Origin of the sequence: Marixanthomonas ophiurae (assembly GCF_003413745.1) — a bacterium.
GTDB classification, from domain to species: Bacteria; Bacteroidota; Bacteroidia; order Flavobacteriales; family Flavobacteriaceae; genus Marixanthomonas; species Marixanthomonas ophiurae.
This window is the reverse complement of sequence record NZ_QVID01000002.1, coordinates 583,313-608,887: the sequence shown is the minus strand read 5'-3', so window position 1 is coordinate 608,887 and position 25,575 is coordinate 583,313. Positions and strand designations below refer to the sequence as shown.

Here is a 25,575-nt window from a genome sequence, read left to right as displayed (position 1 = left end):
CGTTTTAGTTTTTTTCTATAAAATTTTGATATTCTTCAGCCGAGAGAAGGGTATTCAGTTCTTCTGTATTGTCAATCTTTATTTTTATCATCCAACCATCAGAATAAGGTGTGTCATTCACCGCCTTTGGTGTATCGTTCAACGTTTCATGGATTTCTGTAACTTCTCCTTTAATAAGTATAAATAAATCGCTTACGGTTTTAAGAGCTTCCACAGAACCAAACACTTCGTTTTGATCAAATTCATCTCCTACATTAGGCAAATCTACATAGACGATTTCTCCCAATTCCTGTTGTGCAAAATCTGTTATACCAACAATACCGATTGAATTGGTTATCTTTATCCAAGTATGTTCTCTTGAATATTTTAAATTTTCAGGTAATTTCATAATCATTTTTTTATTCGCCATTTCTTAAATTATCGGCATACGCATTGGGCAAGCTACTTTCTTCTACTGCTTTTGCTGCTTTTTCAATATCGTAATCAAACCTTATAAATTCTACTGAAATAGTATCCTTGTTTTTAATTGAAGCATCTTCATTTATATTTAATAAAACATAACCACCCCTGTTGTCGCTATCTTTTGGTTTGCCAACTGAGCCAATATTAATAGCATGCTTAAAATGAGCTTCATCTTCTGTTGAAGCATCTAAGATTCTGTGATATGGTTTATGGGTATGTCCAAAACACATAACATCTGCATCGGCTTGCTCCATAATACGAAGCATGCTTTTTTCTGCCCTATCTTCAAATAGATATTCGTTAATACGACGCGGACTACCATGGACAAATAACACATTCAGTTGATCGTCATTCAACTGAAACTCTAATTTAATATGAGCAGGCAACGTGCGTAGGTACTTTCTGTTTTTGTCGTTCACCAATTCATTGGTTAAAGAAATAGAAACTGCCCCATTGGCTTTTTCTTCATCAGTTTTATAAGCACATCCACAATCATCACTGCTTCTACCAATACCAAAATCATAATTCCCAGCAATGGTAGGAATGTTTCTTTTTTTAATTTCTTCGATTACCTCATTTGGCCAAATGTTGTAGCCAACTAAATCGCCAAGGCAATACATGGCGTCAACATCCTGCTTTTCAACATCTTTAAAAAAGGCTTCTAAGGCTGGTAGATTGGAATGTATGTCACTAAATAAAGCTATTTTCATTTTTTAAATTAGCAACAACCCGAATTAGGACTACATGAAGCTGCTGGTTCTGCTTTTAATTCAGAAAGGTTTTTTTTCTGTTTAGTTTCAGGTACTCCACAGTTCTCTTTTGCCAAACAATCGGTTTGCTTGGTTGTTAATGTGAAGTGTCTTCCATTAAAATCCAATCCATATTTTCCGATGGTAGCACCTTGATATTCAACTTCAATCTCTAATGAATCATCTATCTGAAGCGTTTTTTCAGAAAGTTCAATAATATTTACCAGTTTTTCAGGATGTAAACGGTGATCATAATCGTCTGCTTCCCAAAGTTGAAAATTAACTACTTCTTCATTTCTAACTGTGCCGCCACAATCGATGAAGTTTTTGGTTACTTTTCCTACTTCGGTTACGTGAAAGTGATTCGGTACTAAAGAGCCATTAGGCAATTCAAATGCAATGGTTTCAGATTGTTTTAAAATGTTTTTTATTTCAGAAAGTTTCATAGTATATAGTTTTATTATCGTAATAATACGATTGATTCATGTAAATTTTTTTAGCAACAACTATCTTCAGCTACATCTGTATCTTGGTTTAAAAAAGAAGTTAAAACCGCTTTCATTTCATCCCAAACAGTTGTATTGATACAGTAACAAACGCTGGTACCTTCTACCGTTCCTTGTATAAGCCCCAAGTTTTTTAATTCCTTTAAATGCTGAGAAATGGTTGCCTGTGCCAACCCTATTTCGTCTACAAGGCTTCCACATACACAACTCTCCGTTTTAAATAAGTACTGCAAAATAGCAACTCTAGCAGGATGCGAAAAGGCTTTCGCAAACTGTGCCAGTTGGTTTTGCTGTACTGTAAATATTTCAGATTTGGTAATTCCCATTACATTAATTGTTATATTGCAATATTACGATGAATAAAAATATCTTGCAACTGTTTTCTAATAAAATCTACAAAATTACTTCTTATCATACATCAATGTACAAATTAAAAACCTTCTTTATCTTTGAATAAAACAAATAAACTATGGACTATCAATTAATTAAGAACGAAAAAGAGAACCGTTTTGAAGTTCACATAGAAGGCTTAGTGGCTTTTGCGGATTACAAACTCAATAAAGACAAAATTGCTTTTACGCATACTGAAGTTCCAGAAGAGCTTTCCGGAAAAGGAGTTGGTACTTTTATTGCAAAAGGCATTTTAGACTATGCTGCTGAGCACAATCTGAAAGTAAAACCATATTGTCCTTTTATTAAAAGCTACATTGACAGGCATCCTGAATATCAGGAAAATTCAATATTTCACAATAAACAAGAATAGTTATGAGTACAAAAAATATAGAATTAGTAGCGGAACCCAGAGCACCTCATTTTGTAGGTGACGGTTTTCGAGTACACAACTTTATCCCCAGTGGATTTAGATTGGATATGGAACGTATGAGTCCGTTTATCATGCTGGATTACAACTCCAAATTCTACTTCCCTCCCACTGATACGCCAAGAGGTGTGGGCGTGCATCCACATCGTGGATTTGAAACGGTGACCATTGCGTATAAAGGTAAAGTTGCCCATCACGATAGTAGCGGTGGGGGCGGTGTAATTGGAGAAGGCGGTGTACAATGGATGACGGCAGCTTCTGGTGTGTTACATAAAGAATACCACGAAGAAGAATTCAGTAAAGCCGGAGGAGACTTTCAGATGGTACAACTGTGGGTAAACCTTCCCGCAAAGGATAAAATGTCGAAACCGAAATACCAGGCGCTTTCTGCTGATGAAATCAACAGCCATGAATTGCCTAATAATTCTGGTACTATTGAGGTAATTGCAGGAAGCTATAAAGATACTAAAGGCTCTGCCTCTACTTTCACTCCTGTACATATGATGAATGCTCGATTGAACAAAAGCGGAACTGCAGACTTTACTTTTCCTGAAAACTACAACACCTGTCTATTGGTTATTGAAGGTAGCGTAACCGTAAATGAATCAGAAACAGTACCGACCGATCATTTTGTATTGTTTGAAAATCAAGGCGAAACGTTTACGGTTGAAGCTTCGGAAGATGCTGTGGTATTAATTTTAAGCGGCGAACCCATTAAAGAACCCATCGCTGCTCAAGGCCCGTTTGTAATGAACACTAGAGAAGAATTGACGCAAGCAATCAATGATTTTAATATGGGTAAGTTTGGGTATTTAGAATAGTAACAAAAATTCAGTAACTTTAAAAAAGCAATGATATGAAAACAGCAACCCGTTTACAGCAACTTCCATATACCGGAAATGAAAAGAGTAAGCTAACCCTTCATTTATTTCTTCAAATAATAGGGAAAATACGGTTATCATTATCCCATAGAAAAAATCATTGGTGGTACATAACCGAATATATAGATACCAAAGGATTTACAACCGGGCCTGTTTTCTATAATTCGGGAGAAAGCACCTTTACCATTACATTAAACATCCTTTCTCATAAGTTAGAAGTGGATACAAGTAAGGGGGAATCGGCGCAATTTGATCTTCAAGAAGGGTTAACCGTAGCTGACTTTTATAAAAAACTTTTAGGAATCCTTTCCGACTTTAGTATTCCAGTAAATATGGTAGAAAAACCTTATGACTTGGGTATTGAAGAGTCTTTTTCTGAAATAACAACGTACCATCATTACAACCAAGATTATATCACCAAGTTGTGGAAAACCTTTCAATGGGTAGATGGCGTGTTTAAAGAGTTTAGTGGTCGCTTTTACGGAAAAACCTGTCCAGTTCACGTCTACTGGCACTCTATGGATATAGCAGTTACACACTTTTCAGGAAAAAAAGCGCCACCTATGCCTAAAGAAGCGAGAATATCGGACAAAGATGCGTACACCCATGAATGTATTAGTTTCGGATTTTGGGCAGGAGATGACAATATGAAAGAACCTGCCTTTTATTCCTATACTTATCCTGCACCTGAAGGGGTTGATAAAAAATCTTTACAACCTGATAGTGCTTTTTGGATGGATGCCAACGGAAGTCCGATGGCTATTTTAAAATACAACGACCTTCTTACAAAAATAAACCCAAGAGAAGCGTTAATGGCTTTTATGGAGTCTGCTTACCGCGCCGGAGCTAGTCTGGCGAATTGGGATATTGATGAATTAGAAGTTCCTTCTTTAGAAAACATATAGCTTATGTCAAACATACAAACCATTATTCCAGAACGCGCTGCCAACATCGGTAATTTTATGGTTGGCAGGTTGCTTCCTTTCCGAAGTAAGCGAATGGTGGGGCCTTTTGCTTTTATAGACCACATGGGACCTGCTGTAATGAACGAGAAAGAAAATCTTGATGTACCGCCGCATCCGCATATTGGGCTTTCTACCTTAACCTATTTATTCGAAGGTTCTATTATGCATAGGGATAGTTTAGGAACCGAAATAGAAATTAAACCCGGTGCCGTTAATTGGATGACGGCCGGAAAAGGAGTCGTACATTCAGAGCGAACGCCCGATTATCTTCGGAATACACACAAAACGCTACACGGATTACAAATTTGGGTAGCCCTTCCTAAAAATCTAGAAGCAACGGCACCTTCGTTTCATCATATTAATAAAAAGGATATTCCTGAATGGGTTGAAAATGGGGTAACTATTAAATTGATAGCCGGAGAAGTACTGGGGAAAAAATCACCCGTACCAGTACACAGTAATTTGTATTTTATCGAGTTGAAAAACACCTCCCGACAGAAAATAACCTTAGGGAATGATTTATTTGGTGAAAGCGGGTTGTATATTTTGGAAGGTGCCGTTTACAGCGAAGGAAATATATATGAACCCAAACAAATAATGGTAGCAAAAGACAGCTCCTTATGCGAGTTTGAAATGGCTGAAAATTCAACCGTATATATTTTTGGAGGCGACCCTTTCCCTGAAGAACGACATATACACTGGAATTTTGTGGCTTCGGAAAAAGAAACGATACAAAAAGCCAGAGATGATTGGAAAGCGCAACGATTTCCGAAAGTACCAAGAGAAACTGACTTTGTACCCTTACCTGAATAATTTAAAAATGGTGGAATCTAATTAATTAGGTGTAAAATTTTTATCGGCCAACAATTTTCTCACTCGGCTCAGGCTTTCAGGAGTAATTCCCAAGTAGGAAGCAATCATCCATTGTGGCACGCGAAATAGTAAATCGGGGTATAATTCAATGAAGTTTAAATACCTTTTTTCTGCGGAAGCACCCAACAGCAAATCAATTCTTTTTTGTAGCTGTTGAATGTGATTATGAAGTAGCTTTTTATTGAATTTTCTAAAAGAAGCACTCAATTCTGAAGCCTTTTCAATAAATTCTTCTGTTACAAACACGACTTCAGCAGTCTCTATTACATCAATAATAAAATAAGAAGGATCGTTAAAATAGATGCTTCCTCTATCGCCAATAAACCAATTTTCCGGAGCAAATTGAACAATATGCTCTTTGCCGTTTTCATCTAACGTGTAGGCTCGAAGCAAGCCTTTTTCAACAAACATAGACGCTTTGCACGTTTCACCTTGTTGTAGCACTATTTCCCCTTTTGAAAACGTTTCGGATCGTAAAAAAGGAGCCAATTCATCAAATTGTGTTTCGGTAACTCCTCTATTCATTAAATATGATTGAAACGTTTCACACTCCATAACAAAGCTTGTTTTACTTTGAGGGTTCTTTCTTTTTCTTCGGTGGCATCGGGCCACGAAGATGCACAACTAATCCGTTTAAAAAATTCCGAAGAAATTGATCGCCACACTCCATATACTTTGGGTGATCTTCCTTCCGGAAAATAGCGCCCATTTCACTTTTTGAAACCTTAAAGTCTACCAAAGCACAAATTTTTACAATATCGTCATCACGTAACTTGTGTGCCACGCGAAGTTTTTTCATAATGTCATTATTCGTTAAAGCCATATTATTTTATAGTATTGATTCTTTAAATTTTATACCGAGTGTTTTCTGTAACTGGTGAATCTCTTGCAATTCACTTGGTAAAATCAACGCAATGGAAGAGCCTGTTTTTCCTGCTCTTGCCGTACGCCCACTTCGGTGTGTGTAATATTCTTGTTGATCGGGTAATTGGTAATGAATTACAAACCCAAGGTTGTTTACATCAATCCCTCTCGCGGAAACATCTGTAGAAATAAGTATTTGTACATTTTCCTTTTTAAAGGCGCGCATTACTTTATCGCGTTCTTTTTGTTGCATATCGCCTTCTAATGCAGCTACTGAAAAACCGTCTTCTTTTAATATATCAGTAAGTTTTTGGGTACCTGCTTTGGTACGGCAAAAAATGATTCCTCGATCATCTTTTAAGGTATCCATCAAGCGAATTAAGTTTTCGACTTTTTCTTTTAATGAGGTTTTTATGTAGTAATGCGAAATATTAGCATTGACCAAGCTATTCTTATTCACTTCAATTTTCGCAGCATTGGCATCCATGTAGGTTTTGACAATCTTTTTAATATCCTCAGGCATGGTAGCTGAAAATAACCACGTATTACGTTGCTTATTTGCTTGTTCTAATATTTTATTGAGGTCTTGCTTAAAGCCCATGCTCAACATTTCATCAGCTTCATCTAACACAAGCGTATTTATTGTTTGCAAACTAACATCACCTCGTTTCATTAAATCCATCAACCTTCCTGGAGTAGCCACGATTATATGAGTAGGGCGTTTTAATCTTTTTATTTGTATATCAATTTTTTCACCGCCATATACACCTTCAGCAAAAATCTTTTCTGGAGCATATTTGGTAAACCTGAAAAGCTGCTTTTGAATTTGTTGTACCAACTCGCGTGTTGGCGCTAAAATTAATGCTTGCACGACTGCTTTTGAAGGTTCAATATTTTGTAGTAATGGTAGGCCGTAAGCAGCTGTTTTACCTGTACCGGTTTGTGCTAAGCCTACTAAATCGGTTTTCGATTTTAATAAAAGTGGAATGACAGCTTCTTGAATTTCAGTTGGAGTTGTAATATTTAACTCTTTTAATGCCTTTATAAATTCTTTCTGAATTCCTACTTGTTGAAATGTTGCCATATAGCGTTTACTATTGTTTTAGGATGCAAAGGTACGTTTTATATTCTGGTAAAAGAATGTACAGCCTATTTTAGAAACTAATCACTTTTAAGTATTTTTTTTACGTATAAACACTTAATTTAAAGCAACCTACAACTACCTCTAATTATTCTATTTAAAATTAATCTAAATAAACTTTTGAAGTATCAAAAAGGGTTATTAGTTTTGCATCAAAATTAACTATCTATATCAAGTCTAAATAACAATAAATGTATAAATTACCCCACCTAATTTTAATTCTATTAGCATTTGCAGGCGCTACTGCTCAAACAGCAAAAATTGAAGGAAATGTAACAGATGCAAACAACACGCCTCTTTTGGGTGTTAATGTTTTTGTGAAAAACGCTCAGAAAGGCGCTCAAACCGATAGGGACGGTCATTTTGAAATTGATGGTATTTCTGAAGGAACACATACCATTTACTTTTCATATGTAGGCTTTAAAAACCACGAAGTAACCGTTACCCTTTTAGAAAATGAAACCAAGCAAATCCCTTCCATCATCATGTATGAAGGAAACGAAATTCTACAAGAGGTTGTTGTAAATGGAGAGCGTAGAAATAAGTTCTCCCGTAAAAAAACAGCTTATGTTTCAAAATTACCATTAGAAGATCTTGAAAACCCACAGGTATACAGCACAATTACAACCGATTTACTGAAGTCGCAAATAACCACCAACTTTGAAGATGCCCTTAAAAATGCAACCGGTATTGAAAAATTATGGTCTTCTACAGGGCGTGGTGGTGACGGTGCAGGATACTATTCTTTACGAGGATTTTCGGTACAACCACAATTGGTAAACGGTGTTCCAGGAATTACTAATGGTACGATTAACGCTGCTAATATTGAACGTATTGAAGTAATTAAAGGTCCTTCAGCTACTTTATTTGGTAGTACAGTAACATCATATGGTGGATTAATAAATGTTGTTACCAAAAAACCATATATTGGTTTTGGTGGGGAAGTTTCATTTACCTCTGGAACGTATGGATTAAATATGATTTCGGCTGATTTGAATACACCATTGGATAAAGAGAATAATATTTATTTTCGTTTAAATACATCCTATTCTACCGAAGATAGTTTTCAAGATGCAGGTTTCAGAAAATCATTTTTTGTGGCTCCTTCCCTATCGTATAAAGTAAACAATCGGTTGTCATTTTCTTTTTATGCCGAAATTACTCAAGCCGAACAAACCAATCCAACTTTCTTATTTTTAAACCGTTCAGCTCCCTCTAGAGCTGGAAATCTAGACGAACTTAACTATAATAATAAGTTATCGTTTACAAGTAATGCCTTAACACTTACAAATCCTTCAGCAAATTACCGCGTGGAGATGGATTATAAGTTGTCCGATACTTGGCAGTCACAAACCATTCTTTCAAAAAGTAGTACGTCAACAGATGGATATTACTCTTACTTATTTGACTACGGAATTTTGGAAGGAACTACCTTTAGCCGTTTGATCAACAAACAGAACTCACGGACCAACACAACCGATATTCAGCAAAACTTTATCGGGGATTTTAAACTAGGAAACCTTAGGAATCGCGTAGTAGCAGGTGTTGATTATTTTAATTCAACCGTAACAGATAATAGTACGGGCTATGCTTTCTACGGAAATGTGAGACCCAACGGACAAACAATTGGTGATGATCCTTTTACTGAAGAGGTTGAAGATGATTCATACCCGTTAACTACCGCTGGTGTAGATGATGCATTAGCTTCTCAAACAGTTAATAACATTAAGTCTAAAACACATGTGTACAGTGCATATGTTTCCGATGTTTTAAATATAACACCTACTCTTTCTGCTATGGCCGGCGTTCGGTTTGATGTATTTGATAACGAAGGTGACCTTACAAATCCAGATGATGATTACGACCAAAGTACGTTCTCACCAAAGTTTGGGTTGTTATACCAGCCTATAAAAGATGTGATTTCAGTATTTGCTAACTACCAAAATGGTTTTACCAACGTAGCCCCTGCTTTAGTAGGTGACCCACAAGATGGCGCGCAGACGTTAAAGTCTTTTGATCCTGAACAAGCAAACCAGTTAGAGTTTGGAGTAAAAACAAACTTCTTTAACAACCGCTTGCATGCAACTATTAGTTATTATGATATTAATGTTACCGACAAAGTAATTACCGACCCTTCTTCTCCATTTAATAAAATTCAAGGTGGTGAAGTAGAAAGTAAAGGTTTTGAAGTTGAAGTAAATGCAAATCCTGTTAGTGGATTGAATATTAAAGCTGGTTTCAGTAATAATAATAGTGAAATTATAAAAAACGACAACCCTGTTTTATTAGGTACACGTCCTGTAGAGGCTGGTCCTGAGACGCTTTATAACCTTTGGGCGAACTATGAATTTCAAGAAGGTGCTTTAGACGGTTTTGGTCTTGGTGCTGGATTTAATGGTGCGAGTGAGCGTGTAACTATAGATTATGGATCTGCGGGTCAATTTATACTTCCTGAATACACAGTTGCAAACGCTTCTGTTTTTTATCAAGCCGATAAATACCGCATAGGATTAAAATTGAATAACGTTTTCAATAAAGAATATTATAAAGGTTGGACAACCATTACACCGCAAACACCACGTGCATTATATGCCAACTTTACCTATAAATTTTAAAAGATTACTATTGAATATTTGATTGATTTTTTGTTAAGTAGCAATAACCCTGAAAATGGTTCAGGGTTATTGCTTTTAAAAAAATAAAATGATAACGCTAACAATACTACTTACTGTTTTAGGTTTCTATATGCTTCTTTTAACTTCAAAAAGAGCAGCCATTCCTACTTCTGTTCCTGAAAGAAAATTAGCTTTAAGTAACAAGCAAGTTTTTAAAGTCACCGCACTTATTTTACTGATAGCTGCTTTTGTAGCTCTTTCATTAGTTTGGGGTATTGCTTCAGGAATTATTTCAGAATTTATTATACTATCTATTGTAGCGAGCCTTGTGGTTATTTTAGTACCACTACAGGTTATTAATTATAAACAAATGAGCGTCATTTTTATCGTTTCTTTTATTTTTGAAATATATCTCGCCTATGCCAGCTAATAAAAAATACTTAACAACGTCTTCCTGGCAACGATTTGCTAAAATTTCGGCAGGTATTTTGGGAGGATATATCATTTCAGCTTTGTTTCATATAGCATTGGCTTATTGGTTACCCAGGCCTGAAATTGTTTTAATCACTTCGGTTTTTACACTTTATATAATGTGGGTTACCATTATAATTTTATCCTTTTTGGCCAAAAATGGATGGAAATTATGGGCGATCTATTTAAGTATAAGTATCCTATTGAGTATTGCTATTTACTTCGGAAAAATGTACAATCCAATTAATTAACTTTCATGAGCAAACGTAATTACAACATCTTTTTTCATACTCATACTGTCAGCGGTATTGTTATTAGTGTTGCTTTGTATATAATATTCTTTGCCGGTGCTTTTGCATTGATAAAAGATGAAATCACCGCTTGGGAAAAAGGTGATTCTGTAAACATAGAACAAGCTCAAAAAATTGATTATAATCGAGTAGTTGATAGTATTAAAGCGCAAGGTTTTAATCTCTATGGAAGAGATGTGAGAATGATTGCTCCAGATGCAAAACAGAAATTGTATGTATTGTTGAGTAAGTCGCAAGACACCACAATTGTCAACGATGACAACAAAAAGTATTACTTCTTTTTAGATGCTGTAGACTACAGTCATTCAGAATATTATGATTTTTATAGTATTGGAGAATTAATTTATAGACTTCACTTTTTTAGTCAAGTACCAGTCATTGGTATTTATATTTCTGGTTTTATCGCCCTATTCTTTTTATTTGCCATTGTTACCGGAGTTATTGTCCATTGGAAAAAGATTATTCAGAATTTTTACACCTTTAGGCCCAAAAAGAAATTGAAAACCATTTGGACCGACGCACACACTGTTTTAGGTATGATTGGTCTTCCCTTTCAATTTGTATTTGCTGTTACCAGTTGCTTTTTATGTCTTTCAGCATTGGTGTTACTGCCCGCCAATTTCATTTACGATAATGACCAAGACAAAACAATTGCAGAACTCCGCCCTATGGCGAAGACTTACGAGCTAGAAAAAGAGGAGTTTACTAACATTCCAGACTTAAACGTTTTTATGGATAAAACGCTTAGCAAGTGGGAAAACTTCACACCTGCTCAAGTGTATATTCGAAATTATGGTGCCACTAACATGAAATTTCAAGTGGATGGTTTACTAGATCCTGATGATAAGTTTTTAGGAAACGGGCGTACCGTTTATGATGTAGCTTCTGGAGAACTAATTTCAGAGAAAAATCCACATGACAACGATTACTTAGAAGATGTTGAATTAACAGTACGCAGGCTTCATTTTGGAGATTTTGGCGGCTTGCCATTAAAGTTTATTTATTTCGTTTTGGCTTTGATAACCTGTTTTGTAATTATTTCAGGGGTATTAATTTGGCTGGAAGCTCGACACAAAAAGAATGTGCCTATTGAACAAAAGCTATTTAATAGAAAAGTAGGACATGTTTACTTGGCTATTTGCCTAACCATGTACCCTATTACCGCTTTCTCTTTTATTATTGCAAAGGTACTTCCGAGATCGATGGATTCTTCCCGAGAATCTATTTTATACGCTGTTTACTTTTTAGGTTGGATTGCTGTTGCTGCTGCATTTCGCTTTATGCGCGATAATTATAAAACCAATAAGTACACCTTATTGTCTGGAAGTATTTTAGGGTTCTTAATCCCAATTGTGAACGGTCTTACCTCTGGAAATTGGATCTGGAAAACATTTGCTGAAGGCCAATATGAAATTTTCTGTGTAGATCTATTTTGGCTTATAATGAGTATCGTTTCATTGTGGATCGTTTTAAAACTGAAACGCCCTGTCACCAATACTGAACATACAACTTTATTACAAGGGCGTAAAAAGGATTTTAAACAATCGCTTACCCCTTCAACAAAAACAACAAACAAATTAAAATTTATGAGAACAAAAACAGCTGTGTTATGGCTTTTCTTGGCAATCGGATTTATCGTTCACCACATTTACGGTCTATTTGGTGTATATTATAACGAATCTGTAATGATTGAAGGTGCTACAGGCGACGTACCACTAAATCATCACCTATGGCGCTTAGGATTGGAAGGATTAGCTTTACTTTTCTTTTTACTTACGTTGGAAGTGAAAAAATCGTGGTTTCGTTGGACTTCTTTCTGTTGGGCACTTGTAATTGGTATATTTAATGTATATCATTTTGTAGGATCTATATTCTATGAAGCTTCTAATATTTCGGAACTACTTATTTTAGCGATGGTGGTGCTTGCTAACACATTTCTTGCTATAAATATTATTAGGTGGAATAAAGAAGAGATTAAGCAAAGTCTTCTAAATGAGTAAGCTGTACTGCTTAAAAAAATAGATTTAAAGACTTAAAAAAAGACTCTGGCACTTTTTTTGAAGTTTTCTTGTAACTAACACATTAAATCCATCAGTTATGAGACACTCAAATAAAATGCCCGAGGTCAATGCAGGAAGCATGGCCGATATTGCTTTCCTATTATTGATTTTCTTTTTAGTTTCCACAACAATTCCTAATGATAAAGGAATTTTACGAAAAATACCTGAACCCTGCCCACCAGGACAAAAATGTGATACTGAAATAAACGAGCGAAATCTCTTAAGTATCAACATAAATAAAGCTGGTGAATTATTTGTGAACGAAACCATTACTTCCTATAAAGATTTGAAAAATGTACTTACCAATTTTATAGATAATAATGGTGATGCTACATGTACCTACTGCCAAGGGAATAAAATTGCTTCTGCTTCCGATAACCCAAAAAAGCATCTATTTCAATAAAAACGCATCCAAAAACACCTTATAAAGCTTTTATAACAGTACAAAATGAATTAACGGCAGCTTATCTCGAATTGCGCGAAGCGTATGTAGAAACTGTATTAAAAAAAGAGGAAGGCGAACTTACTGAAGAAGAGATCAAGCAGGTGCAACAAGCGTACCCGCTCCGTATTTCTGAAGCCGATATTAAATAATTAATCCTCTTCGTTTTCGTATTCTTTTAAGTCTTCTTCCAAATCAAGTTTTCTAAACTTCGGGAGTAATGCTCCGGTACCTACAACCGTGAATAGCGTCATACAACCTCCAAACACGACAGCGGTGACGGTTCCCATTAGTTTAGCTGTTAACCCGCTTTCAAAAGCACCTAACTCGTTAGAAGACCCCACAAACATGGAATTAACCGATGCTACGCGACCACGCATAGCGTCGGGTGTTTTTAATTGTAAAATTGTTTGACGAATAATCATCGAAATTCCATCTGTGACCCCGCTCATAAATAGAGCAAAAACCGAAAGCCAGAACCAAGTAGAAAGACCGAATGTAATAATACAGAGGCCAAAACCAAATATTGCAGCTAGAAGTTTCATCCCCGCGTTTTTATTAAGTGGAAAATAGGCCGACGTAAACATAATAATAGCAGCTCCTACTGCAGGCGCTGCTCGCAATATTCCGAAGCCTTCAGAACCTACGTGTAATATATCTTGTGCAAAAATGGGTAATAACGCCACTGCCCCACCAAATAGTACAGCAATCATATCTAAGGTTAATGCTCCAAGAATCACTTTATTGTTGAATACAAATTTTAGTCCTCCTTTTAAACTTTTCATCACGGGTTCCCCAATATTTGGGTTTAATACTGGTTTCTTCGGAATTTGAGATAAACTGATTAATGCCAACAAGGAAAGTCCGAAGATAAAACACATAGACCAATGCACCCCAATCCAATGAATTGCAAACCCACCAAGTGCAGGGCCTAAAACAGCTCCTACTTGCCAAACAGAACTGCTCCAAGTAGCTGCGTTGGGATATACTTTTTTGGGAATTAATAATGAAAAGAGTGAAAAAATAGTAGGTCCGATAAAAGCACGAACAAGTCCGCCAAGAAAAACCAAGAAATACACACAGTACAGGACAGTGTTGGTTGCCATACCACTAATAATACGTGGCCAAGTAATTAAAAACAACCCCAAACTAACTATAGAAAATCCTATAATACATTTTATAAGTAACCCTTTTTTTTCTTTTTGATCTACTACGTGACCAGCAAATAACGCCATGGAAACTGCTGGAATTACTTCCATTAAACCAATAATCCCTAATGAAAGCGGGTCCTTGGTAATGCTATAGACTTCCCATTCTATCACGACAAACTGCATGGTCCAAGCAAAAACCATGGCAAACCTAAGTAGTAAAAAAATATTGAATTCGCGGTAGCGTAACGCTGCGTACGGGTCGTTTTTAGCCATAAAAGAAAAAAGGGTATTTCTGTCTAAGCAAAAATACTATTCTTTTAGAAGCCTATCACTTCATAAGACTGAAAATAGCAATTCCGTAGATAGCAAAACGAGCAAAGCGTAATAATCCAAACAATAAGTAGTTTGTAAACTTATAGTTTATAGTCCCAGCTGCCATACTAGTAATTGAAAAAGGAATGGGTAATAAAGCACCTACTACTATTAAAAAACCTCCCCATTTACGAACATTTTTGAGATGTTTTTTCATACGAACTTCAACATAATGGTATACGGATGGAATTTGTAAAATCCACTTTCCAATAAAATAGCTACAGATTCCGCCAAGGTATGATAAACCTGCTAGAAAAGATAAGTAGATAACAGGATCTGACATTTTGCTTGACCAAGCAATGAAAATTTCAGGTGGAATTAATCCCAATAAGGTTTCACTGGCAAAAAAGACCAATAAAACACTAATAGGTGGATACGTTTCAGTGACGTGAGTAAAGAATGCACTAAAGTCAATTAATAGCCAATCCACTAAAAATAATACTCCTACAAATAAAAGTATAGGAATAATACTTTTCTTTAAGCTTTTACCTACAAAAGAGTAAAACCCAGTGAGACTGTAATATTTATGCATTCGCTTTAAACCGCTTTCTTTTTTTTGCTCTGTCTTTTCCATACATCGTCTTCCTTGTCTTATAAGATAGCCACTTTTATTATTAAACGCTGCAAATATAATGCTAAAAAAGCTATTTGAAATTATAAATCTCTTCTAGATTGGTTAAAATTTGTTAATAAATAGCTGTCTAAATATGTAAGTGTTTGTACGTATTACATAGTTTTATAACATATATTAATTTTAAAGAATCTAACTAACCAAAAAATGCATCAAAAAAACAAACATAACAGTTCCTATAACTTTCCAGATTTAAGCGAATCTCATCCTGAATTATTTCCTCATATTTTTATTAATGGATATGGTATTAAAACAATAGATTTTTCCGATAGAGAAGCTGTCTTTCATTTAAACAAAGCGATACTAAAACGAGATTATAATATCCAAGATTGGCATATCCCGAAAGATTACCTTTGTCCACCTATTCCGGGTAGAGCAGATTACATACACCATTTACATGATTTGATCTCAGAAAATAGTACTGAAAGTTCTATAACTGGATTGGATATTGGAGTAGGTTCTAGTTGTATTTACCCTATTTTAGGATCACGCCTTTATAATTGGAATATGGTAGGCTCCGATATACACGAAAATTCAGTAAAAGTTGCTTTACAAAATATTGAAGCTACTCCTGATTTAAAAAACAAAATTGAAATACTTCACCAAAAAAATAATGCTAATATTTTTAAGGGCATTGTAAAAAAAGATGAGTATTATCATTTTTCTATGTGCAACCCTCCTTTTTACAGTTCAGAAGAAAAAGCGGTTAAAAAAGCGAAGCAGAAAATGGAAAATTTAGGATATTCTGCAACAAAAACTTCAAACTTTGGCGGACAAGCAAATGAGTTATGGTGCAATGGTGGAGAAAAACTTTTTATAAAAAGAATGATTAAACAAAGTGTAGACTTTAAAAATCAGGTTGGTTGGTTTACGTCTTTGGTTTCAAAAAGTGAAAATCTACCTAAGATACAAAAGTCCTTAAAGAAAGCAAATGCGACTTATAAAATAATTGATATGTCGCAAGGAAATAAAAAAAGTAGAATTGTTGCTTGGACATTTCAGTAAAACTAATTTATTCTTCAGGTGGATACCCGTGAATTTCTTCAAAAACTTGATCAAAATTTTCTCGTAAATACGAACGCAACTTTAACCTGTAATCGTTTTTTAACCAGCTTACAAAGTTATGCGTACTCTTGCTAATACATTTAGTATATCGTTCAATACGATAGTCTATATCGTCTCCTAATTCCTTAGCAAGAATTAGTGCATCAAACACATCCTCACTATTTTCAATACATATTTTAGCGTGATGCTCAATAGAACGCTCTAAAATAACTTTAGTTGATTCACCATTTTTTACCGACTCTATATAAGCCCTTTTAACATTAAAATATACATCTTCAGAATTAGAGAATTGTTCTCGTAATTCATCGGGCATTTCATATTTAAAACTACTCTCTAGTTCCTCATCATCTATTAAGTTGTCTAAAAAATATTTTGGTGATTTAAAAATTCGTTGCCAGTCCAAATCTTCTCCCCAAGCACCGAAACGGTGAAAATTGTTCCCTAAATCGATTACATTAAAGGTAGATTTATTGTTGGTGATTCTGGATCCACGACCTATCATTTGGTAATACAAGGTCAAAGAACGTGTAGCACGATTTAAAATAATAGTATCCACTGTAGGTTCATCAAACCCTGTTGTTAAAATACTTACAGAAGTTAATATGGCATCAGGTGTTTCCCTAAACCATTTCAATATCATTTTACGTTCTTTTTTTGAAGCTGTATTGTCCAAATGCATAACAGGATATCCGGCTCGCTTAAAGGTATCATACACATACAGTGAGGTATTGATACCATTGTTGAAAATCAATGTTTTTTTGCCTTTACTACGCTCTTCATACGATTGTAACAAACGACTTAACATGTCGGTTCCTGTGTATAAATCGTCAGAAGATTGAACAGTATAATCTCCATTAGATCCTACTACGAGCGAAGTAAGCCCTACATTATAGGAGTAATTAAGAGCTTGAGCCAAAAATTCATTTTCAATCAAGGCTGGGATACTTTCCCCTACAATAAGCTCATCATAATTATCTTTCATAGGAAGCTCAATATTAGAGCTTAATGGGGTTGCTGTAACTCCTAATAAGAATGATTTGTCAAAATACTTAAAGAGTTTGGTAAAGGAGTTGTAGTGTGCTTCATCAATAATAACCAACCCAATATCCGAAATATCTAGCATATTATCTCGCAAGCGGTTGTTGAGGGTTTCCACCATTGCGACAAAGCAGCTGTATTGATCTTGGTCCTCAAGATTGGCAGTGCTGTTAATTACTTTGTTAACCACACCAAATTCGGTTAACATTTTTGATGTTTGCTTGCAAAGCTCAATCCGGTGTGTTAATACCAATACTTTTTTGTTTCGGGTACGAAGGTACTCCCTAACTATTTCAGAAAAAATAACCGTTTTACCACCACCAGTAGGTAATTGATATAAAAGATGGTAGTCTTCTGGAGCTTCCTCAAAACTCTTAAAAATCTTGCTTATAGCTCCCTTTTGGTAGTTATACAGGTCTTTATCAGTCTTCTTTTCTTTTAAAACAGTATTGTTGCTCGCCATGGTAATTTATATTCCTTTCTGAAAAATGAGGTTGCAAAAATAAGGCCTTTTAAGGGTTTTAAAAGAATTTTTTGAGAATAATTTTAAAGTCTTTCTTATAATTCTGAAAAGTTAATACTCACACTCCTAAACTTATTCATGCTTATAGTATTTTCATCTTTACATGTTAAAAAAGTGTTAAATTACTACTTTGTAATACATAGTACTGTAACAAAACGAATAGTATATCGTCTATTTTATATAACCCGATAAAAACTATTTATTATGAGAACGTTAGACAGCAATCAAATTTCAGAGAGATTACACAACTCAAACAGTTATGCTTGGAATCAGAAAAGAAGATACCGATAAGCAGAAGTCATTATCAATAAAATAAAACCCAATTATCATGAGAACATTAGACAGCAATCAAATTACAGAACGATTACAGAACTCAAACAGTTATGCTTGGAACCAAAAAAGAAGGTACCGATAAGCTGAGGTCATCATCAATCTATTAAAATCAACTACTATGAAAATCCAGAGAAACGTTAGAAAAAGGCTGATAAGTGCTGCTAGAAAACAGCATTCCTTCTTCCCTTTTAGAGAAAACACCCATACTTATGAAGATCCTTATTTTGAAGAAACCAACCGCTACGCTTACTAAAGCCATCAGGTTGAAAGAAATGTAAAAAGCTGAAATTTTTAAAAAATTTCAGCTTTTTCTTTTCCACTTACTTTGCATTCAATTTCTGCTTAACAATAGTAATCGCATCATTAATAGTACGTAGGTTTTCCATATCGGCATTAACAAATTCTACATCAAATTCATCTTCTACATCCAAAACTACATCTACCAAATGGGCAGAATTAATATTCAATTCGCCTGTAAGATCTTTATCGGGCGATATTTCTTCTTCTGAAACATCTTCTGGTAAATAGGTTTTTACAATAGGGAGCAATTTTCCATAAATTTGATCAGTGGTCATAGGTCAATTTTTTCTTCTAAAGATAACACACGCATTTACATCACCAAACCCAAAACTGGCTTTTATCGCAGTTTGAAGATTCGTTTTAACTACTTTTTTCGGAATTCTTTCTAAGGCAATCATTTTTTCAATTTCCGGATGTATGGTTTCACAATTTATATTCGGAAACACAAAACCTTTCTGTAGTTGCAATATGGTTGAAACCGCTTCAATGCTACCACTTGCGGCTAAACAATGCCCTGTCATTCCTTTAAGAGAATTTATATATGGAAAGTCTGCTCCTTTCCTTCCCAACGCTTCGCTCCAATTTTGTATTTCTAGCGAATCTTTTGCGGTTGCTGTTAAGTGTCCGTTTATATAGTCGATTTCCGAAGCGTCAATTTCAGCCTGTTTTAAGCTTTCAGTAATGCATCGTTGCACAGCGACACTATTTGGTGCTGTCATACTGCCTGCTCCGCGTTGTCCGCCACTATTTACAGAACCACCTAAAACTTCTGCATAGATGGTTGCTTCTCTTTTTTTAGCGCTTTCTAAAGATTCTAAAACCAAAGCCCCGGCTCCACAGCCTGGGACAAATCCGCTGGCATCATCACTCATAGGTCTAGAAGCAACAGCAGGGTTTTCATTGTATCGATGTGGTAATATTCGCATCGCATCAAAACCACCCCAAACATAGGGGCCGCCATCGTTGCTACTTCCGCAAAGCATTTGAGTTGCCTTTCCTGAAGAAATATGCTCATACCCCATTACAATTGCTTCGGTTCCGGTGGCACAAGCTGAAGCATTACCCGTAACGCGGTTTCCAGCACCAATCATTCCTCCTAAATGCGCACTCACACTACTTGCCATAGTCTGGGCAACGCTAGTGCTTCCCAATCGGCGAACGTTACCATCGTCAATTTTATAAAACGATTCCCTAAATTTTTCTACGGAACTGTTCCCTGAACCAAAAATAATTCCCAAGTCCCACAAAGGTTCCTCTTCTTTAGCTGCCGATCGTATTCCAGCATCTTTTAGCGCATCCATTCCGGCAATGACGCCATATAAAATGTTGTCACTATTAAAGTTCTTAAGTTGAAGATCGGTAAAATATTCTTTTATTTTTTCTTCTGAAATAGTCGGAACACCTCCAATCTGGCAAGAAAAACCCAATTCCTTTAATTTTGGATGAGATGTAATCCCAGAAACTCCTTTTTGAATTGATTTGGTAAATTCTGAAACTCTCACTCCATTGGGAGCTACCACGCCAAGGCCTGTAACCACTACCCTATTCTTCATGTTCTGAAACTTTAATCATTCCACTAATGGTTCCTTTGCAAACAACTTCATCTTTACTATTCAGCATTTTTACGGTACATTTCAGTTTATTAAATCGGAAATATTCTTTTTCAGAAACTACCGTAACTGTTTCACCAGGATAAACTGGGTTTAAAAAATCGATATTTGTACTGCTTAATGCAACTTGTAAGTTTTTAAAAGAATTTTCAGAAGTTATTTTAGAAAGTAAATAAATACCAAGGCATACCACACCAATTTGTGCCATACATTCAGTTAAGATTACACCCGGTGTTACGGCCATTTCTTTAAAATGTCCTTCATAAAAGTATTCGTTTGGACTAAATGTATAACTTCCCTCTGCTTTTTCTTCAGAAATGAAAGTCAACTCATCTACAAATAAAAAAGGCTCTTGATACGGTAGGGCTTCTAATATGGTTTCAAATTTCATATTCATTTATTGTAGACTTTCTCCTCCATCTACTGTAAGTACAGTTCCGTTGATCCAGTTTGCCTCATTTTTACAAAGTAAATAAACAGAATTTGCTACATCTTCGGGAGCTGTTAACCGATTAAATGGACTTCGTTTCTTAGCTTGTTCAGTAAGGGTTTCACTGCCGGGAATCAATTTAAACGAAGGGGTTAATGTGGTGCCAGCTTGAATACAATTGGTAGTAATGTTTAGTGGAGCCAATTCTACTGCCATTTGTCGCATTAAAGCTTCCAATGTAGCTTTTGCAGCTGAAACCGCACCATAACCCGGCCAAACCCTTGTATTCCCTTCACTTGTAAAAGCTATGTTTCTAGCATTCTCAGTAAAAATTTCTTTAGCAATCAATGCTTGTGTCCACTCGTACCAACTCGTGGCCATTCCGTGTAGCGTTATATCAAGGTCTGTAATAGAAAGCATATTCAACTGTGCGGCTTGCATGGTTTTTAAACTTCCTTTGGCAATGCTATGCAACAATAATTTACAGTTATTTTTAGGTATGGAACCAAGTACAATTTTAATAGTTGCCTCTTTTAAGGCATCTTTATTAAAATCTATCACTTCAACACCGGTATCCTTCATTTTTTTCAGCTCCCGATTTAATGCTGCCATATTGCTTTTTCGGGTACGGTGTACAATGCAAATATTCATTCCGTGTGCTGCTAGCTTATGTGCGGTTGCAAGACCTAAGCCACTACTGCCACCTAAAATTAAAGCCCATTGATTGGTAAATTCTTTTTTCATATTAAAATTCTAAGAGGATTCGTTGTGCTGAAAAACCAGGTCCGAAACTTAACATGAGGCCTAAATCACCTGGATTTGTCTTTTTATTTAAAAACCGCTCCAATACAAAAAGCACGGTAACACTACTCATATTCCCATACAATTTAAGGACTTCTTTGGTATCATCTATGTTTTTTCCCAAACTTCCGAAGAGTTCTTCCACTGTTTGCACAATTTTTTTTCCGCCAGGATGGAAAATTAAATAGTCTACATCTTCAATGGTTTTGTTATTTTTTTCAAGAAATGGATGTACTATATTCGGAAAATGATCGGATATAGTCTGTGGTACTTGCTTATCTAAAATCATTTGTAACCCGGTATTTACCAGCTTAAACCCCATTAATGTTGTGGCATCGTAAAAATGATACATGGCTTCATCTAACAACGTAGGCCCCATATCTTCATGGTTAGAAGAAAGCAACACACAAGCCGCACCATCCCCAAAAATGGCTGCACTCACAATATTCGCCATAGAATAATCATCTAACTGAAAAGTTGCCGTAGGAGCTTCTAACGCAATAACAGCCGCTCGTTTCCCGGGGTTCGCTTTTAGAAAGTTTTTAGCATAAATCATTCCTGATACGCCTGCTGCACAACCCATTTCGGTAACGGGAAGCCGAACCACATCTTGCCGAAGTTGCAATTCGTTAATTAAATATGCATCGACTGAAGGAATCATAAAACCGGTACAACTTACAGTGATAATATAATCGATGTCCGTTGGTTTCCAGTCAGCTTTTTTTAAGGCTTTCTCTAAGGATTGTTTCCCTAGTTTTTTTACTTCACGTACATATATTTCGTTTCTGGACTCAAAATCGGTATGCGTAAAAACCTGTTCAGGATCCATAATTGAGTATCGCCGATCTACACCCGCCCCTTCAAATATTTTAATCACTTTCCGCTGAAAACGTGATTCTTGGCCTTCTAACCATAACTTAACAAGGGGCAATGTTTCTTGTGTTGTTTGTGAAAAAGGGGGAAGTTGCGTAGCTACCGATTTAATTTTTACGCTCATAGGTTGTTTTTTAAAATCCATTGATAGCGGAAAGCCCATTTCCAACGAATTAGAGATTGTTGATTGTTTATTTCTTCTGAAAAAGTATCCAGTTCTTCTCTTTTAAATCCTCTTGCTACCGACACCAAGCCATCGTGGCGAGCAATTTTGGTTTTTAAAAATACACTGCTAAATCCTTTAAACAGCGTAAAAGCCAACTTGCTTCGATGAAGATCGTTTACCACTACTCCCATATTTGAAGCTTCTATTAATTTTTTTAGGATACTTACAATGTCAGCATTTTTAAAATGATGCAAAAACAAATTACACAGTATTATATCTGCCTTTGGAAAAGGTTCAGCTGAAAAAATATCAAGTGTTTTAAAAGTAAGGTTTTCAAAACTCTTTGACCGCTCCTTTGCTTCTGAAATTATATTAGGATTGGCATCAAGACCAATTAGATTAAAATTATATTGATTTCTTTTTCCGAAGTGAGCACATTTCCGAAGCATTTCGCCGTCTCCACATCCTACATCAATGATAGTGACTTCCTCGTTTTTAAGTCTTTTGGACAACAACTTTTTAATTCCTTTTAATGTTATGTTTGCGCCACCCAATAAGTTACTAACAGTTTTTAAATCGGTCAACACGGCTTGCATTTCTTTGCCTTGCAAATTGAAATCATCCATAATTTCAACTTCGGTTGAGCGATGTTTTGAGGCGTATTTAGGCATGCTGTATCGGGTTTCCGTGAGTTTTTCTTATGATCATATTCAGCATATTTGGAAATGTATTTAATAAAGAAAACCCTATGCCGGCAGTTGTTTCATTCATAAGCAGTTTTTGAATATATCGTCCAGTTTTTAAGCGGTTTGAAAATGTGTTGTTCCAGTGTTTTTCATATTCTTTCTCCAAACTACTTCTATTCATTTTTTTAGTTGTGTGTTGTTTCAGAAATAATTCAGAAAACAATTTTGCGCTGTGAATGGCCATCGCCATTCCGTTTCCGCATAATGGATGGATTAACCCAGCACTATCACCAATCATAAAAATATGATTTTCTACCGGGTTTTTGGGTTGAAAAGAAATTTGACCAATTGTTAATGGCGAATCGAAAAGCGGAGTGGCTTCAGAAAAAAATTGTTTTAAATTAGGATTTTTACTCAAGTTATTTTTCTGAAAATCTTCTATTCCTTTATATTTTTTAAAAGAAGTATAGGTTGTTAAATAACATGCATTAACAGCTCCCGTTTCGGTTTTTGACAGTCCACAATAGCCACCTTTAAACGTGTGGAGGGCAACAGTATCTAATGGGAATTCGTAGTCGTAGTGAGCTTTCACAGCCAACCAAGGAGATTGTTGTTTACTGAATTTTCGATTCAATTTTTTATCAATATTCGATCGTTTTCCGTGAGCGCCTACCACATATTTTGCTTTATATTCGGTGGTATCTTGGGTGGTAACTGTGAATATTTCTGATTGAAACGAAATACTTTCGACTGTTTTAAAAACGACTTTACACTTTTCTTTTACTTTTTTAAATAACAAGTTGTCGAAATAATAACGGCTCATTCCGAAGCCTCCCAACGGCAATGTAGTCTCTATTTCTTTATTGTTATAATTTGAAATTTTAAGTTTTGAAATAGATATAGCTCCTTCAGCTAAAGGATCAATAGCGAGTGAGTTTAAATACGGCAACACTTCATTTGAAATATATTCGCCACAAACTTTATGATCTGGAAAAGTATCCTTCTCTATTAAAAGAACATCAATACCTTGTTTTGAAAGATGCAAAGCGCAAGTTAGCCCAGCCAAACCACCTCCTATTATTATAACATCATAAATTCTATTTTTCATAACTACGTAAAGAAACCGTGAATTTTTCACATAAAAAAATCCTGCTTTTATATAAAAGCAGGATTAATTGTGTATTAGTGTTTGGGACTATTAATTTCCTCCTTGTGCTTCCTGTTCGGCATCGTCCACCATTTTTTCATTAGGGACAATCGCTACATTTACACGACGGTTTTGAGCACGACCAGCTTCTGTACTGTTATCGGCAACTGGAGTTTGTTCTCCAAACCAATTAGTAGTAAACCTACCGTTACCCAATCCTTTAGTTTGCGTAAAGTAATTGGTTACAGATTGTGCACGTTGTTTTGATAATGTCATGTTATACGCTTCAGCTCCTGTGCTGTCAGTATGTCCAACAACTAATACATCAGTATCTGGGTATTCACGTAATACATTCGCCAATTTATCTAATGTTGCTTGTGATGCAGCATTAATGTTATACTTTTCAGTATCAAAATATACACCACTATTTTCATCAAAAGTCACTACAATACCATCGTCCACACGTTCTACTTGTGCTCCTGGTATTTCAGTTTCAATTTTCTGGGCTTGTTTGTCCATTTTATTACCAATAATAACTCCAGCAGCTCCTCCTGCAACACCACCAATTACGGCTCCTAATTCTCCATTACCACCTTTACCAATATTATTACCTAAAATGGCTCCTAAAACAGCTCCTCCAGTAGCACCAATTACAGCACCTTTCTGTTTGTTATTTGCATTTTTAACAGCTTCACAATTTGTGAATGCAGTTAAAAAAAGAGCGGTTAAGCCAATTATTGATATTTGTTTAAGTGTTTGTCTCATTATTCATTAATTTTAGTAAAGTTCATATTGATTGTAAAAGGAGATCCTTCTAAGTTAACTGTTTGTTCCCAACGCATAGATGACTCATTTAACTGTGCCAATTGTAAACGGAAACCTGCATCATCTGCAGATTTACCCTTAGCATTGGTTGGTTTTAATAGGAAATCATATAATCCAGTTGCAGGATCTATTTCCTGAATTGTAAAAATAAAGTTTCGATCTCCTGTAGGGCAATCTGGGTTATTTATAGTGTAAACTCCTGTATTATTGTTAGGAATAAATCTCCATGTACTACCTTCAAAACATTCTTTTGAAGTGTCTCCTAATAAAGAAACATTAAATTCTCCGGATTCACTATAAGAAATGTTATCTAAGGCCCAATATCCTTTGATTATTTTACGTGACTCTGTAACTGTCTTGGGGGTACCGCACGATAATACGGTCATAGCCACTACAGCTAATACAATAAGTTTTTTCATACTTGGTAATTTTTAAATTTAAAGGTTAGTAATATTATAAGGTCA

The 25,575-nt window shown here is 35.6% G+C and carries 30 protein-coding genes; 11 read left to right on the top strand and 19 right to left on the bottom strand.

Annotated elements, in window-relative coordinates; genetic code table 11:
- Positions 1-4: 4 nt before the first annotated feature.
- From gcvH to DZ858_RS12970, 4 genes are read right to left on the bottom strand one after another with little or no spacing between them, the layout of a single operon-like run.
- Positions 5-388 (bottom strand): glycine cleavage system protein GcvH, encoded by a 384-nt coding sequence (gene gcvH / locus DZ858_RS12985; protein WP_117160439.1) that lies wholly within the window; start codon positions 386-388, stop codon positions 5-7.
- 10 nt (positions 389-398) lie between these two features.
- Complete coding sequence (locus DZ858_RS12980; protein ID WP_117160092.1) at positions 399-1,172, bottom strand: metallophosphoesterase family protein; 774 nt, start codon at positions 1,170-1,172, stop codon at positions 399-401.
- 8 nt (positions 1,173-1,180) lie between these two features.
- Positions 1,181-1,657, bottom strand: coding sequence for a DUF6428 family protein (locus DZ858_RS12975; protein ID WP_117160091.1), 477 nt, complete (start codon positions 1,655-1,657; stop codon positions 1,181-1,183).
- A gap of 50 nt (positions 1,658-1,707) precedes the next feature.
- Positions 1,708-2,043, bottom strand: coding sequence for an ArsR/SmtB family transcription factor (locus DZ858_RS12970; protein WP_117160090.1), 336 nt, complete (start codon positions 2,041-2,043; stop codon positions 1,708-1,710).
- Between the two features lie 143 nt (positions 2,044-2,186).
- Here DZ858_RS12970 and DZ858_RS12965 point away from each other — a divergent pair, with 143 nt between their 5' ends.
- Genes DZ858_RS12965 through DZ858_RS12950 form a run of 4 tightly spaced genes read left to right on the top strand, consistent with a single transcriptional unit; the run spans position 2,187 to position 5,196 of the window.
- Positions 2,187-2,480, top strand: coding sequence for a GNAT family N-acetyltransferase (locus DZ858_RS12965; protein WP_117160089.1), 294 nt, complete (start codon positions 2,187-2,189; stop codon positions 2,478-2,480).
- A 2-nt stretch (positions 2,481-2,482) separates the two neighbouring features.
- The gene (locus tag DZ858_RS12960; protein ID WP_117160088.1) at positions 2,483-3,358 is read left to right on the top strand and encodes a pirin family protein; all 876 of its coding nucleotides are present in this window, start codon (positions 2,483-2,485) and stop codon (positions 3,356-3,358) included.
- 35 nt (positions 3,359-3,393) lie between these two features.
- Positions 3,394-4,323 (top strand): DUF5996 family protein, encoded by a 930-nt coding sequence (locus DZ858_RS12955; protein ID WP_117160087.1) that lies wholly within the window; start codon positions 3,394-3,396, stop codon positions 4,321-4,323.
- A 3-nt stretch (positions 4,324-4,326) separates the two neighbouring features.
- Positions 4,327-5,196 carry a pirin family protein gene (locus DZ858_RS12950; protein ID WP_117160086.1) on the top strand — a complete coding sequence of 290 codons (870 nt, stop codon included), beginning with the start codon at positions 4,327-4,329 and terminating at the stop codon, positions 5,194-5,196.
- 21 nt (positions 5,197-5,217) lie between these two features.
- Here DZ858_RS12950 and DZ858_RS12945 read toward each other — a convergent pair whose 3' ends face one another.
- Genes DZ858_RS12945 through DZ858_RS12935 form a run of 3 tightly spaced genes read right to left on the bottom strand, consistent with a single transcriptional unit; the run spans position 5,218 to position 7,204 of the window.
- Positions 5,218-5,811 carry a Crp/Fnr family transcriptional regulator gene (locus DZ858_RS12945; RefSeq protein WP_117160085.1) on the bottom strand — a complete coding sequence of 198 codons (594 nt, stop codon included), beginning with the start codon at positions 5,809-5,811 and terminating at the stop codon, positions 5,218-5,220.
- A gap of 13 nt (positions 5,812-5,824) precedes the next feature.
- Entirely contained in the window at positions 5,825-6,079 is a 255-nt protein-coding gene (locus DZ858_RS12940; protein WP_117160084.1) for a DUF1456 family protein, read from the bottom strand.
- 6 nt (positions 6,080-6,085) lie between these two features.
- Positions 6,086-7,204, bottom strand: coding sequence for a DEAD/DEAH box helicase (locus DZ858_RS12935; protein ID WP_117160083.1), 1,119 nt, complete (start codon positions 7,202-7,204; stop codon positions 6,086-6,088).
- A gap of 248 nt (positions 7,205-7,452) precedes the next feature.
- On the opposite strand from DZ858_RS12935, the gene DZ858_RS12930 reads away from it, so the two are divergent.
- The 5 genes from DZ858_RS12930 (at position 7,453) to DZ858_RS12910 (ending at position 13,121) form a co-directional block, all read left to right on the top strand.
- Entirely contained in the window at positions 7,453-9,876 is a 2,424-nt protein-coding gene (locus DZ858_RS12930; protein ID WP_117160082.1) for a TonB-dependent receptor, read from the top strand.
- A gap of 88 nt (positions 9,877-9,964) precedes the next feature.
- Positions 9,965-10,306, top strand: coding sequence for a hypothetical protein (locus DZ858_RS12925; protein ID WP_117160081.1), 342 nt, complete (start codon positions 9,965-9,967; stop codon positions 10,304-10,306).
- A complete protein-coding gene (locus DZ858_RS12920) occupies positions 10,296-10,598 on the top strand; it encodes a hypothetical protein (RefSeq protein ID WP_117160080.1) in 303 nt (100 codons plus the stop codon). Before DZ858_RS12925 ends, DZ858_RS12920 begins: the two co-directional genes overlap by 11 nt.
- A gap of 5 nt (positions 10,599-10,603) precedes the next feature.
- Positions 10,604-12,658 carry a PepSY-associated TM helix domain-containing protein gene (locus DZ858_RS12915; RefSeq protein ID WP_117160079.1) on the top strand — a complete coding sequence of 685 codons (2,055 nt, stop codon included), beginning with the start codon at positions 10,604-10,606 and terminating at the stop codon, positions 12,656-12,658.
- Positions 12,659-12,755: 97 nt separating this feature from the next.
- On the top strand, positions 12,756-13,121 hold the full coding sequence (locus tag DZ858_RS12910; protein WP_239990786.1) for an ExbD/TolR family protein: 366 nt from the start codon (positions 12,756-12,758) through the stop codon (positions 13,119-13,121).
- 191 nt (positions 13,122-13,312) lie between these two features.
- Here DZ858_RS12910 and DZ858_RS12905 read toward each other — a convergent pair whose 3' ends face one another.
- Together DZ858_RS12905 and DZ858_RS12900 are read right to left on the bottom strand one after the other, a co-directional pair.
- On the bottom strand, positions 13,313-14,584 hold the full coding sequence (locus DZ858_RS12905; protein ID WP_117160078.1) for an MFS transporter: 1,272 nt from the start codon (positions 14,582-14,584) through the stop codon (positions 13,313-13,315).
- Between the two features lie 55 nt (positions 14,585-14,639).
- Positions 14,640-15,257, bottom strand: coding sequence for a YqaA family protein (locus DZ858_RS12900; protein ID WP_117160077.1), 618 nt, complete (start codon positions 15,255-15,257; stop codon positions 14,640-14,642).
- Positions 15,258-15,461: 204 nt separating this feature from the next.
- On the opposite strand from DZ858_RS12900, the gene rlmF reads away from it, so the two are divergent.
- Positions 15,462-16,319 (top strand): 23S rRNA (adenine(1618)-N(6))-methyltransferase RlmF, encoded by an 858-nt coding sequence (gene rlmF / locus DZ858_RS12895; protein WP_117160076.1) that lies wholly within the window; start codon positions 15,462-15,464, stop codon positions 16,317-16,319.
- A gap of 7 nt (positions 16,320-16,326) precedes the next feature.
- On the opposite strand, the gene DZ858_RS12890 is transcribed toward rlmF, so the two are convergent.
- The gene (locus DZ858_RS12890; protein WP_117160075.1) at positions 16,327-17,880 is read right to left on the bottom strand and encodes a DEAD/DEAH box helicase; all 1,554 of its coding nucleotides are present in this window, start codon (positions 17,878-17,880) and stop codon (positions 16,327-16,329) included.
- A 511-nt stretch (positions 17,881-18,391) separates the two neighbouring features.
- On the opposite strand from DZ858_RS12890, the gene DZ858_RS15360 reads away from it, so the two are divergent.
- Positions 18,392-18,526, top strand: coding sequence for a hypothetical protein (locus tag DZ858_RS15360; protein ID WP_255592594.1), 135 nt, complete (start codon positions 18,392-18,394; stop codon positions 18,524-18,526).
- 67 nt (positions 18,527-18,593) lie between these two features.
- Here the strand turns inward: DZ858_RS15360 and DZ858_RS12885 are convergent, their stop codons facing one another.
- The 9 genes from DZ858_RS12885 to DZ858_RS12845 all read right to left on the bottom strand — a co-directional run bounded on the left by DZ858_RS12885 (position 18,594) and on the right by DZ858_RS12845 (position 25,530).
- On the bottom strand, positions 18,594-18,848 hold the full coding sequence (locus tag DZ858_RS12885) for an acyl carrier protein (protein ID WP_117160074.1): 255 nt from the start codon (positions 18,846-18,848) through the stop codon (positions 18,594-18,596).
- Between the two features lie 3 nt (positions 18,849-18,851).
- Positions 18,852-20,126, bottom strand: a complete 1,275-nt coding sequence (locus DZ858_RS12880) for a beta-ketoacyl-[acyl-carrier-protein] synthase family protein (RefSeq protein WP_117160073.1) — start codon at positions 20,124-20,126, stop codon at positions 18,852-18,854.
- Positions 20,116-20,574 carry a 3-hydroxyacyl-ACP dehydratase FabZ family protein gene (locus DZ858_RS12875; protein WP_117160438.1) on the bottom strand — a complete coding sequence of 153 codons (459 nt, stop codon included), beginning with the start codon at positions 20,572-20,574 and terminating at the stop codon, positions 20,116-20,118. The genes DZ858_RS12880 and DZ858_RS12875 overlap by 11 nt, the downstream gene beginning before the upstream one ends.
- Before the next feature lie 6 nt (positions 20,575-20,580).
- Positions 20,581-21,357, bottom strand: a complete 777-nt coding sequence (locus DZ858_RS12870) for an SDR family oxidoreductase (RefSeq protein WP_117160072.1) — start codon at positions 21,355-21,357, stop codon at positions 20,581-20,583.
- Position 21,358: 1 nt separating this feature from the next.
- Positions 21,359-22,411, bottom strand: coding sequence for a type III polyketide synthase (locus DZ858_RS12865; protein WP_117160437.1), 1,053 nt, complete (start codon positions 22,409-22,411; stop codon positions 21,359-21,361).
- Complete coding sequence (locus tag DZ858_RS12860) at positions 22,408-23,124, bottom strand: methyltransferase domain-containing protein (protein ID WP_117160071.1); 717 nt, start codon at positions 23,122-23,124, stop codon at positions 22,408-22,410. Before DZ858_RS12860 ends, DZ858_RS12865 begins: the two co-directional genes overlap by 4 nt.
- A complete protein-coding gene (locus DZ858_RS12855) occupies positions 23,117-24,247 on the bottom strand; it encodes an NAD(P)/FAD-dependent oxidoreductase (RefSeq protein ID WP_117160070.1) in 1,131 nt (376 codons plus the stop codon). The genes DZ858_RS12860 and DZ858_RS12855 overlap by 8 nt, the downstream gene beginning before the upstream one ends.
- Positions 24,248-24,337: 90 nt before the next feature.
- Entirely contained in the window at positions 24,338-25,051 is a 714-nt protein-coding gene (locus DZ858_RS12850; protein ID WP_117160069.1) for an OmpA family protein, read from the bottom strand.
- Positions 25,051-25,530: a lipocalin family protein gene (locus DZ858_RS12845; RefSeq protein WP_117160068.1), complete on the bottom strand. Its 480-nt coding sequence runs from the start codon at positions 25,528-25,530 to the stop codon at positions 25,051-25,053. The genes DZ858_RS12850 and DZ858_RS12845 overlap by 1 nt, the downstream gene beginning before the upstream one ends.
- Positions 25,531-25,575: the final 45 nt, after the last annotated feature.

What these genes read in the sequence shown, in the direction of transcription:
- DZ858_RS12850 (WP_117160069.1), bottom strand. Translation starts at nt 25,051, where the DNA reads ATGAGACAAACACTTAAACAAATATCAATAATTGGCTTAACCGCTCTT.
- DZ858_RS12975 (WP_117160091.1), bottom strand. Translation starts at nt 1,657, where the DNA reads ATGAAACTTTCTGAAATAAAAAACATTTTAAAACAATCTGAAACCATT.
- DZ858_RS12880 (WP_117160073.1), bottom strand. Translation starts at nt 20,126, where the DNA reads ATGAAGAATAGGGTAGTGGTTACAGGCCTTGGCGTGGTAGCTCCCAAT.
- DZ858_RS12875 (WP_117160438.1), bottom strand. Translation starts at nt 20,574, where the DNA reads ATGAAATTTGAAACCATATTAGAAGCCCTACCGTATCAAGAGCCTTTT.
- DZ858_RS12910 (WP_239990786.1), top strand. Translation starts at nt 12,756, where the DNA reads ATGAGACACTCAAATAAAATGCCCGAGGTCAATGCAGGAAGCATGGCC.
- DZ858_RS12965 (WP_117160089.1), top strand. Translation starts at nt 2,187, where the DNA reads ATGGACTATCAATTAATTAAGAACGAAAAAGAGAACCGTTTTGAAGTT.
- DZ858_RS12900 (WP_117160077.1), bottom strand. Translation starts at nt 15,257, where the DNA reads ATGGAAAAGACAGAGCAAAAAAAAGAAAGCGGTTTAAAGCGAATGCAT.
- DZ858_RS12885 (WP_117160074.1), bottom strand. Translation starts at nt 18,848, where the DNA reads ATGACCACTGATCAAATTTATGGAAAATTGCTCCCTATTGTAAAAACC.
- DZ858_RS12865 (WP_117160437.1), bottom strand. Translation starts at nt 22,411, where the DNA reads ATGAGCGTAAAAATTAAATCGGTAGCTACGCAACTTCCCCCTTTTTCA.
- DZ858_RS12940 (WP_117160084.1), bottom strand. Translation starts at nt 6,079, where the DNA reads ATGGCTTTAACGAATAATGACATTATGAAAAAACTTCGCGTGGCACAC.
- DZ858_RS12915 (WP_117160079.1), top strand. Translation starts at nt 10,604, where the DNA reads ATGAGCAAACGTAATTACAACATCTTTTTTCATACTCATACTGTCAGC.
- DZ858_RS12935 (WP_117160083.1), bottom strand. Translation starts at nt 7,204, where the DNA reads ATGGCAACATTTCAACAAGTAGGAATTCAGAAAGAATTTATAAAGGCA.
- DZ858_RS12870 (WP_117160072.1), bottom strand. Translation starts at nt 21,357, where the DNA reads ATGAAAAAAGAATTTACCAATCAATGGGCTTTAATTTTAGGTGGCAGT.
- DZ858_RS12945 (WP_117160085.1), bottom strand. Translation starts at nt 5,811, where the DNA reads ATGGAGTGTGAAACGTTTCAATCATATTTAATGAATAGAGGAGTTACC.
- DZ858_RS12860 (WP_117160071.1), bottom strand. Translation starts at nt 23,124, where the DNA reads ATGCCTAAATACGCCTCAAAACATCGCTCAACCGAAGTTGAAATTATG.
- DZ858_RS12905 (WP_117160078.1), bottom strand. Translation starts at nt 14,584, where the DNA reads ATGGCTAAAAACGACCCGTACGCAGCGTTACGCTACCGCGAATTCAAT.
- gcvH (WP_117160439.1), bottom strand. Translation starts at nt 388, where the DNA reads ATGAAATTACCTGAAAATTTAAAATATTCAAGAGAACATACTTGGATA.
- DZ858_RS12980 (WP_117160092.1), bottom strand. Translation starts at nt 1,172, where the DNA reads ATGAAAATAGCTTTATTTAGTGACATACATTCCAATCTACCAGCCTTA.
- DZ858_RS12920 (WP_117160080.1), top strand. Translation starts at nt 10,296, where the DNA reads ATGCCAGCTAATAAAAAATACTTAACAACGTCTTCCTGGCAACGATTT.
- DZ858_RS12955 (WP_117160087.1), top strand. Translation starts at nt 3,394, where the DNA reads ATGAAAACAGCAACCCGTTTACAGCAACTTCCATATACCGGAAATGAA.
- DZ858_RS12950 (WP_117160086.1), top strand. Translation starts at nt 4,327, where the DNA reads ATGTCAAACATACAAACCATTATTCCAGAACGCGCTGCCAACATCGGT.
- DZ858_RS12930 (WP_117160082.1), top strand. Translation starts at nt 7,453, where the DNA reads ATGTATAAATTACCCCACCTAATTTTAATTCTATTAGCATTTGCAGGC.
- DZ858_RS12970 (WP_117160090.1), bottom strand. Translation starts at nt 2,043, where the DNA reads ATGGGAATTACCAAATCTGAAATATTTACAGTACAGCAAAACCAACTG.
- DZ858_RS12845 (WP_117160068.1), bottom strand. Translation starts at nt 25,530, where the DNA reads ATGAAAAAACTTATTGTATTAGCTGTAGTGGCTATGACCGTATTATCG.
- DZ858_RS12855 (WP_117160070.1), bottom strand. Translation starts at nt 24,247, where the DNA reads ATGAAAAATAGAATTTATGATGTTATAATAATAGGAGGTGGTTTGGCT.
- DZ858_RS12925 (WP_117160081.1), top strand. Translation starts at nt 9,965, where the DNA reads ATGATAACGCTAACAATACTACTTACTGTTTTAGGTTTCTATATGCTT.
- rlmF (WP_117160076.1), top strand. Translation starts at nt 15,462, where the DNA reads ATGCATCAAAAAAACAAACATAACAGTTCCTATAACTTTCCAGATTTA.
- DZ858_RS15360 (WP_255592594.1), top strand. Translation starts at nt 18,392, where the DNA reads ATGAAAATCCAGAGAAACGTTAGAAAAAGGCTGATAAGTGCTGCTAGA.
- DZ858_RS12960 (WP_117160088.1), top strand. Translation starts at nt 2,483, where the DNA reads ATGAGTACAAAAAATATAGAATTAGTAGCGGAACCCAGAGCACCTCAT.
- DZ858_RS12890 (WP_117160075.1), bottom strand. Translation starts at nt 17,880, where the DNA reads ATGGCGAGCAACAATACTGTTTTAAAAGAAAAGAAGACTGATAAAGAC.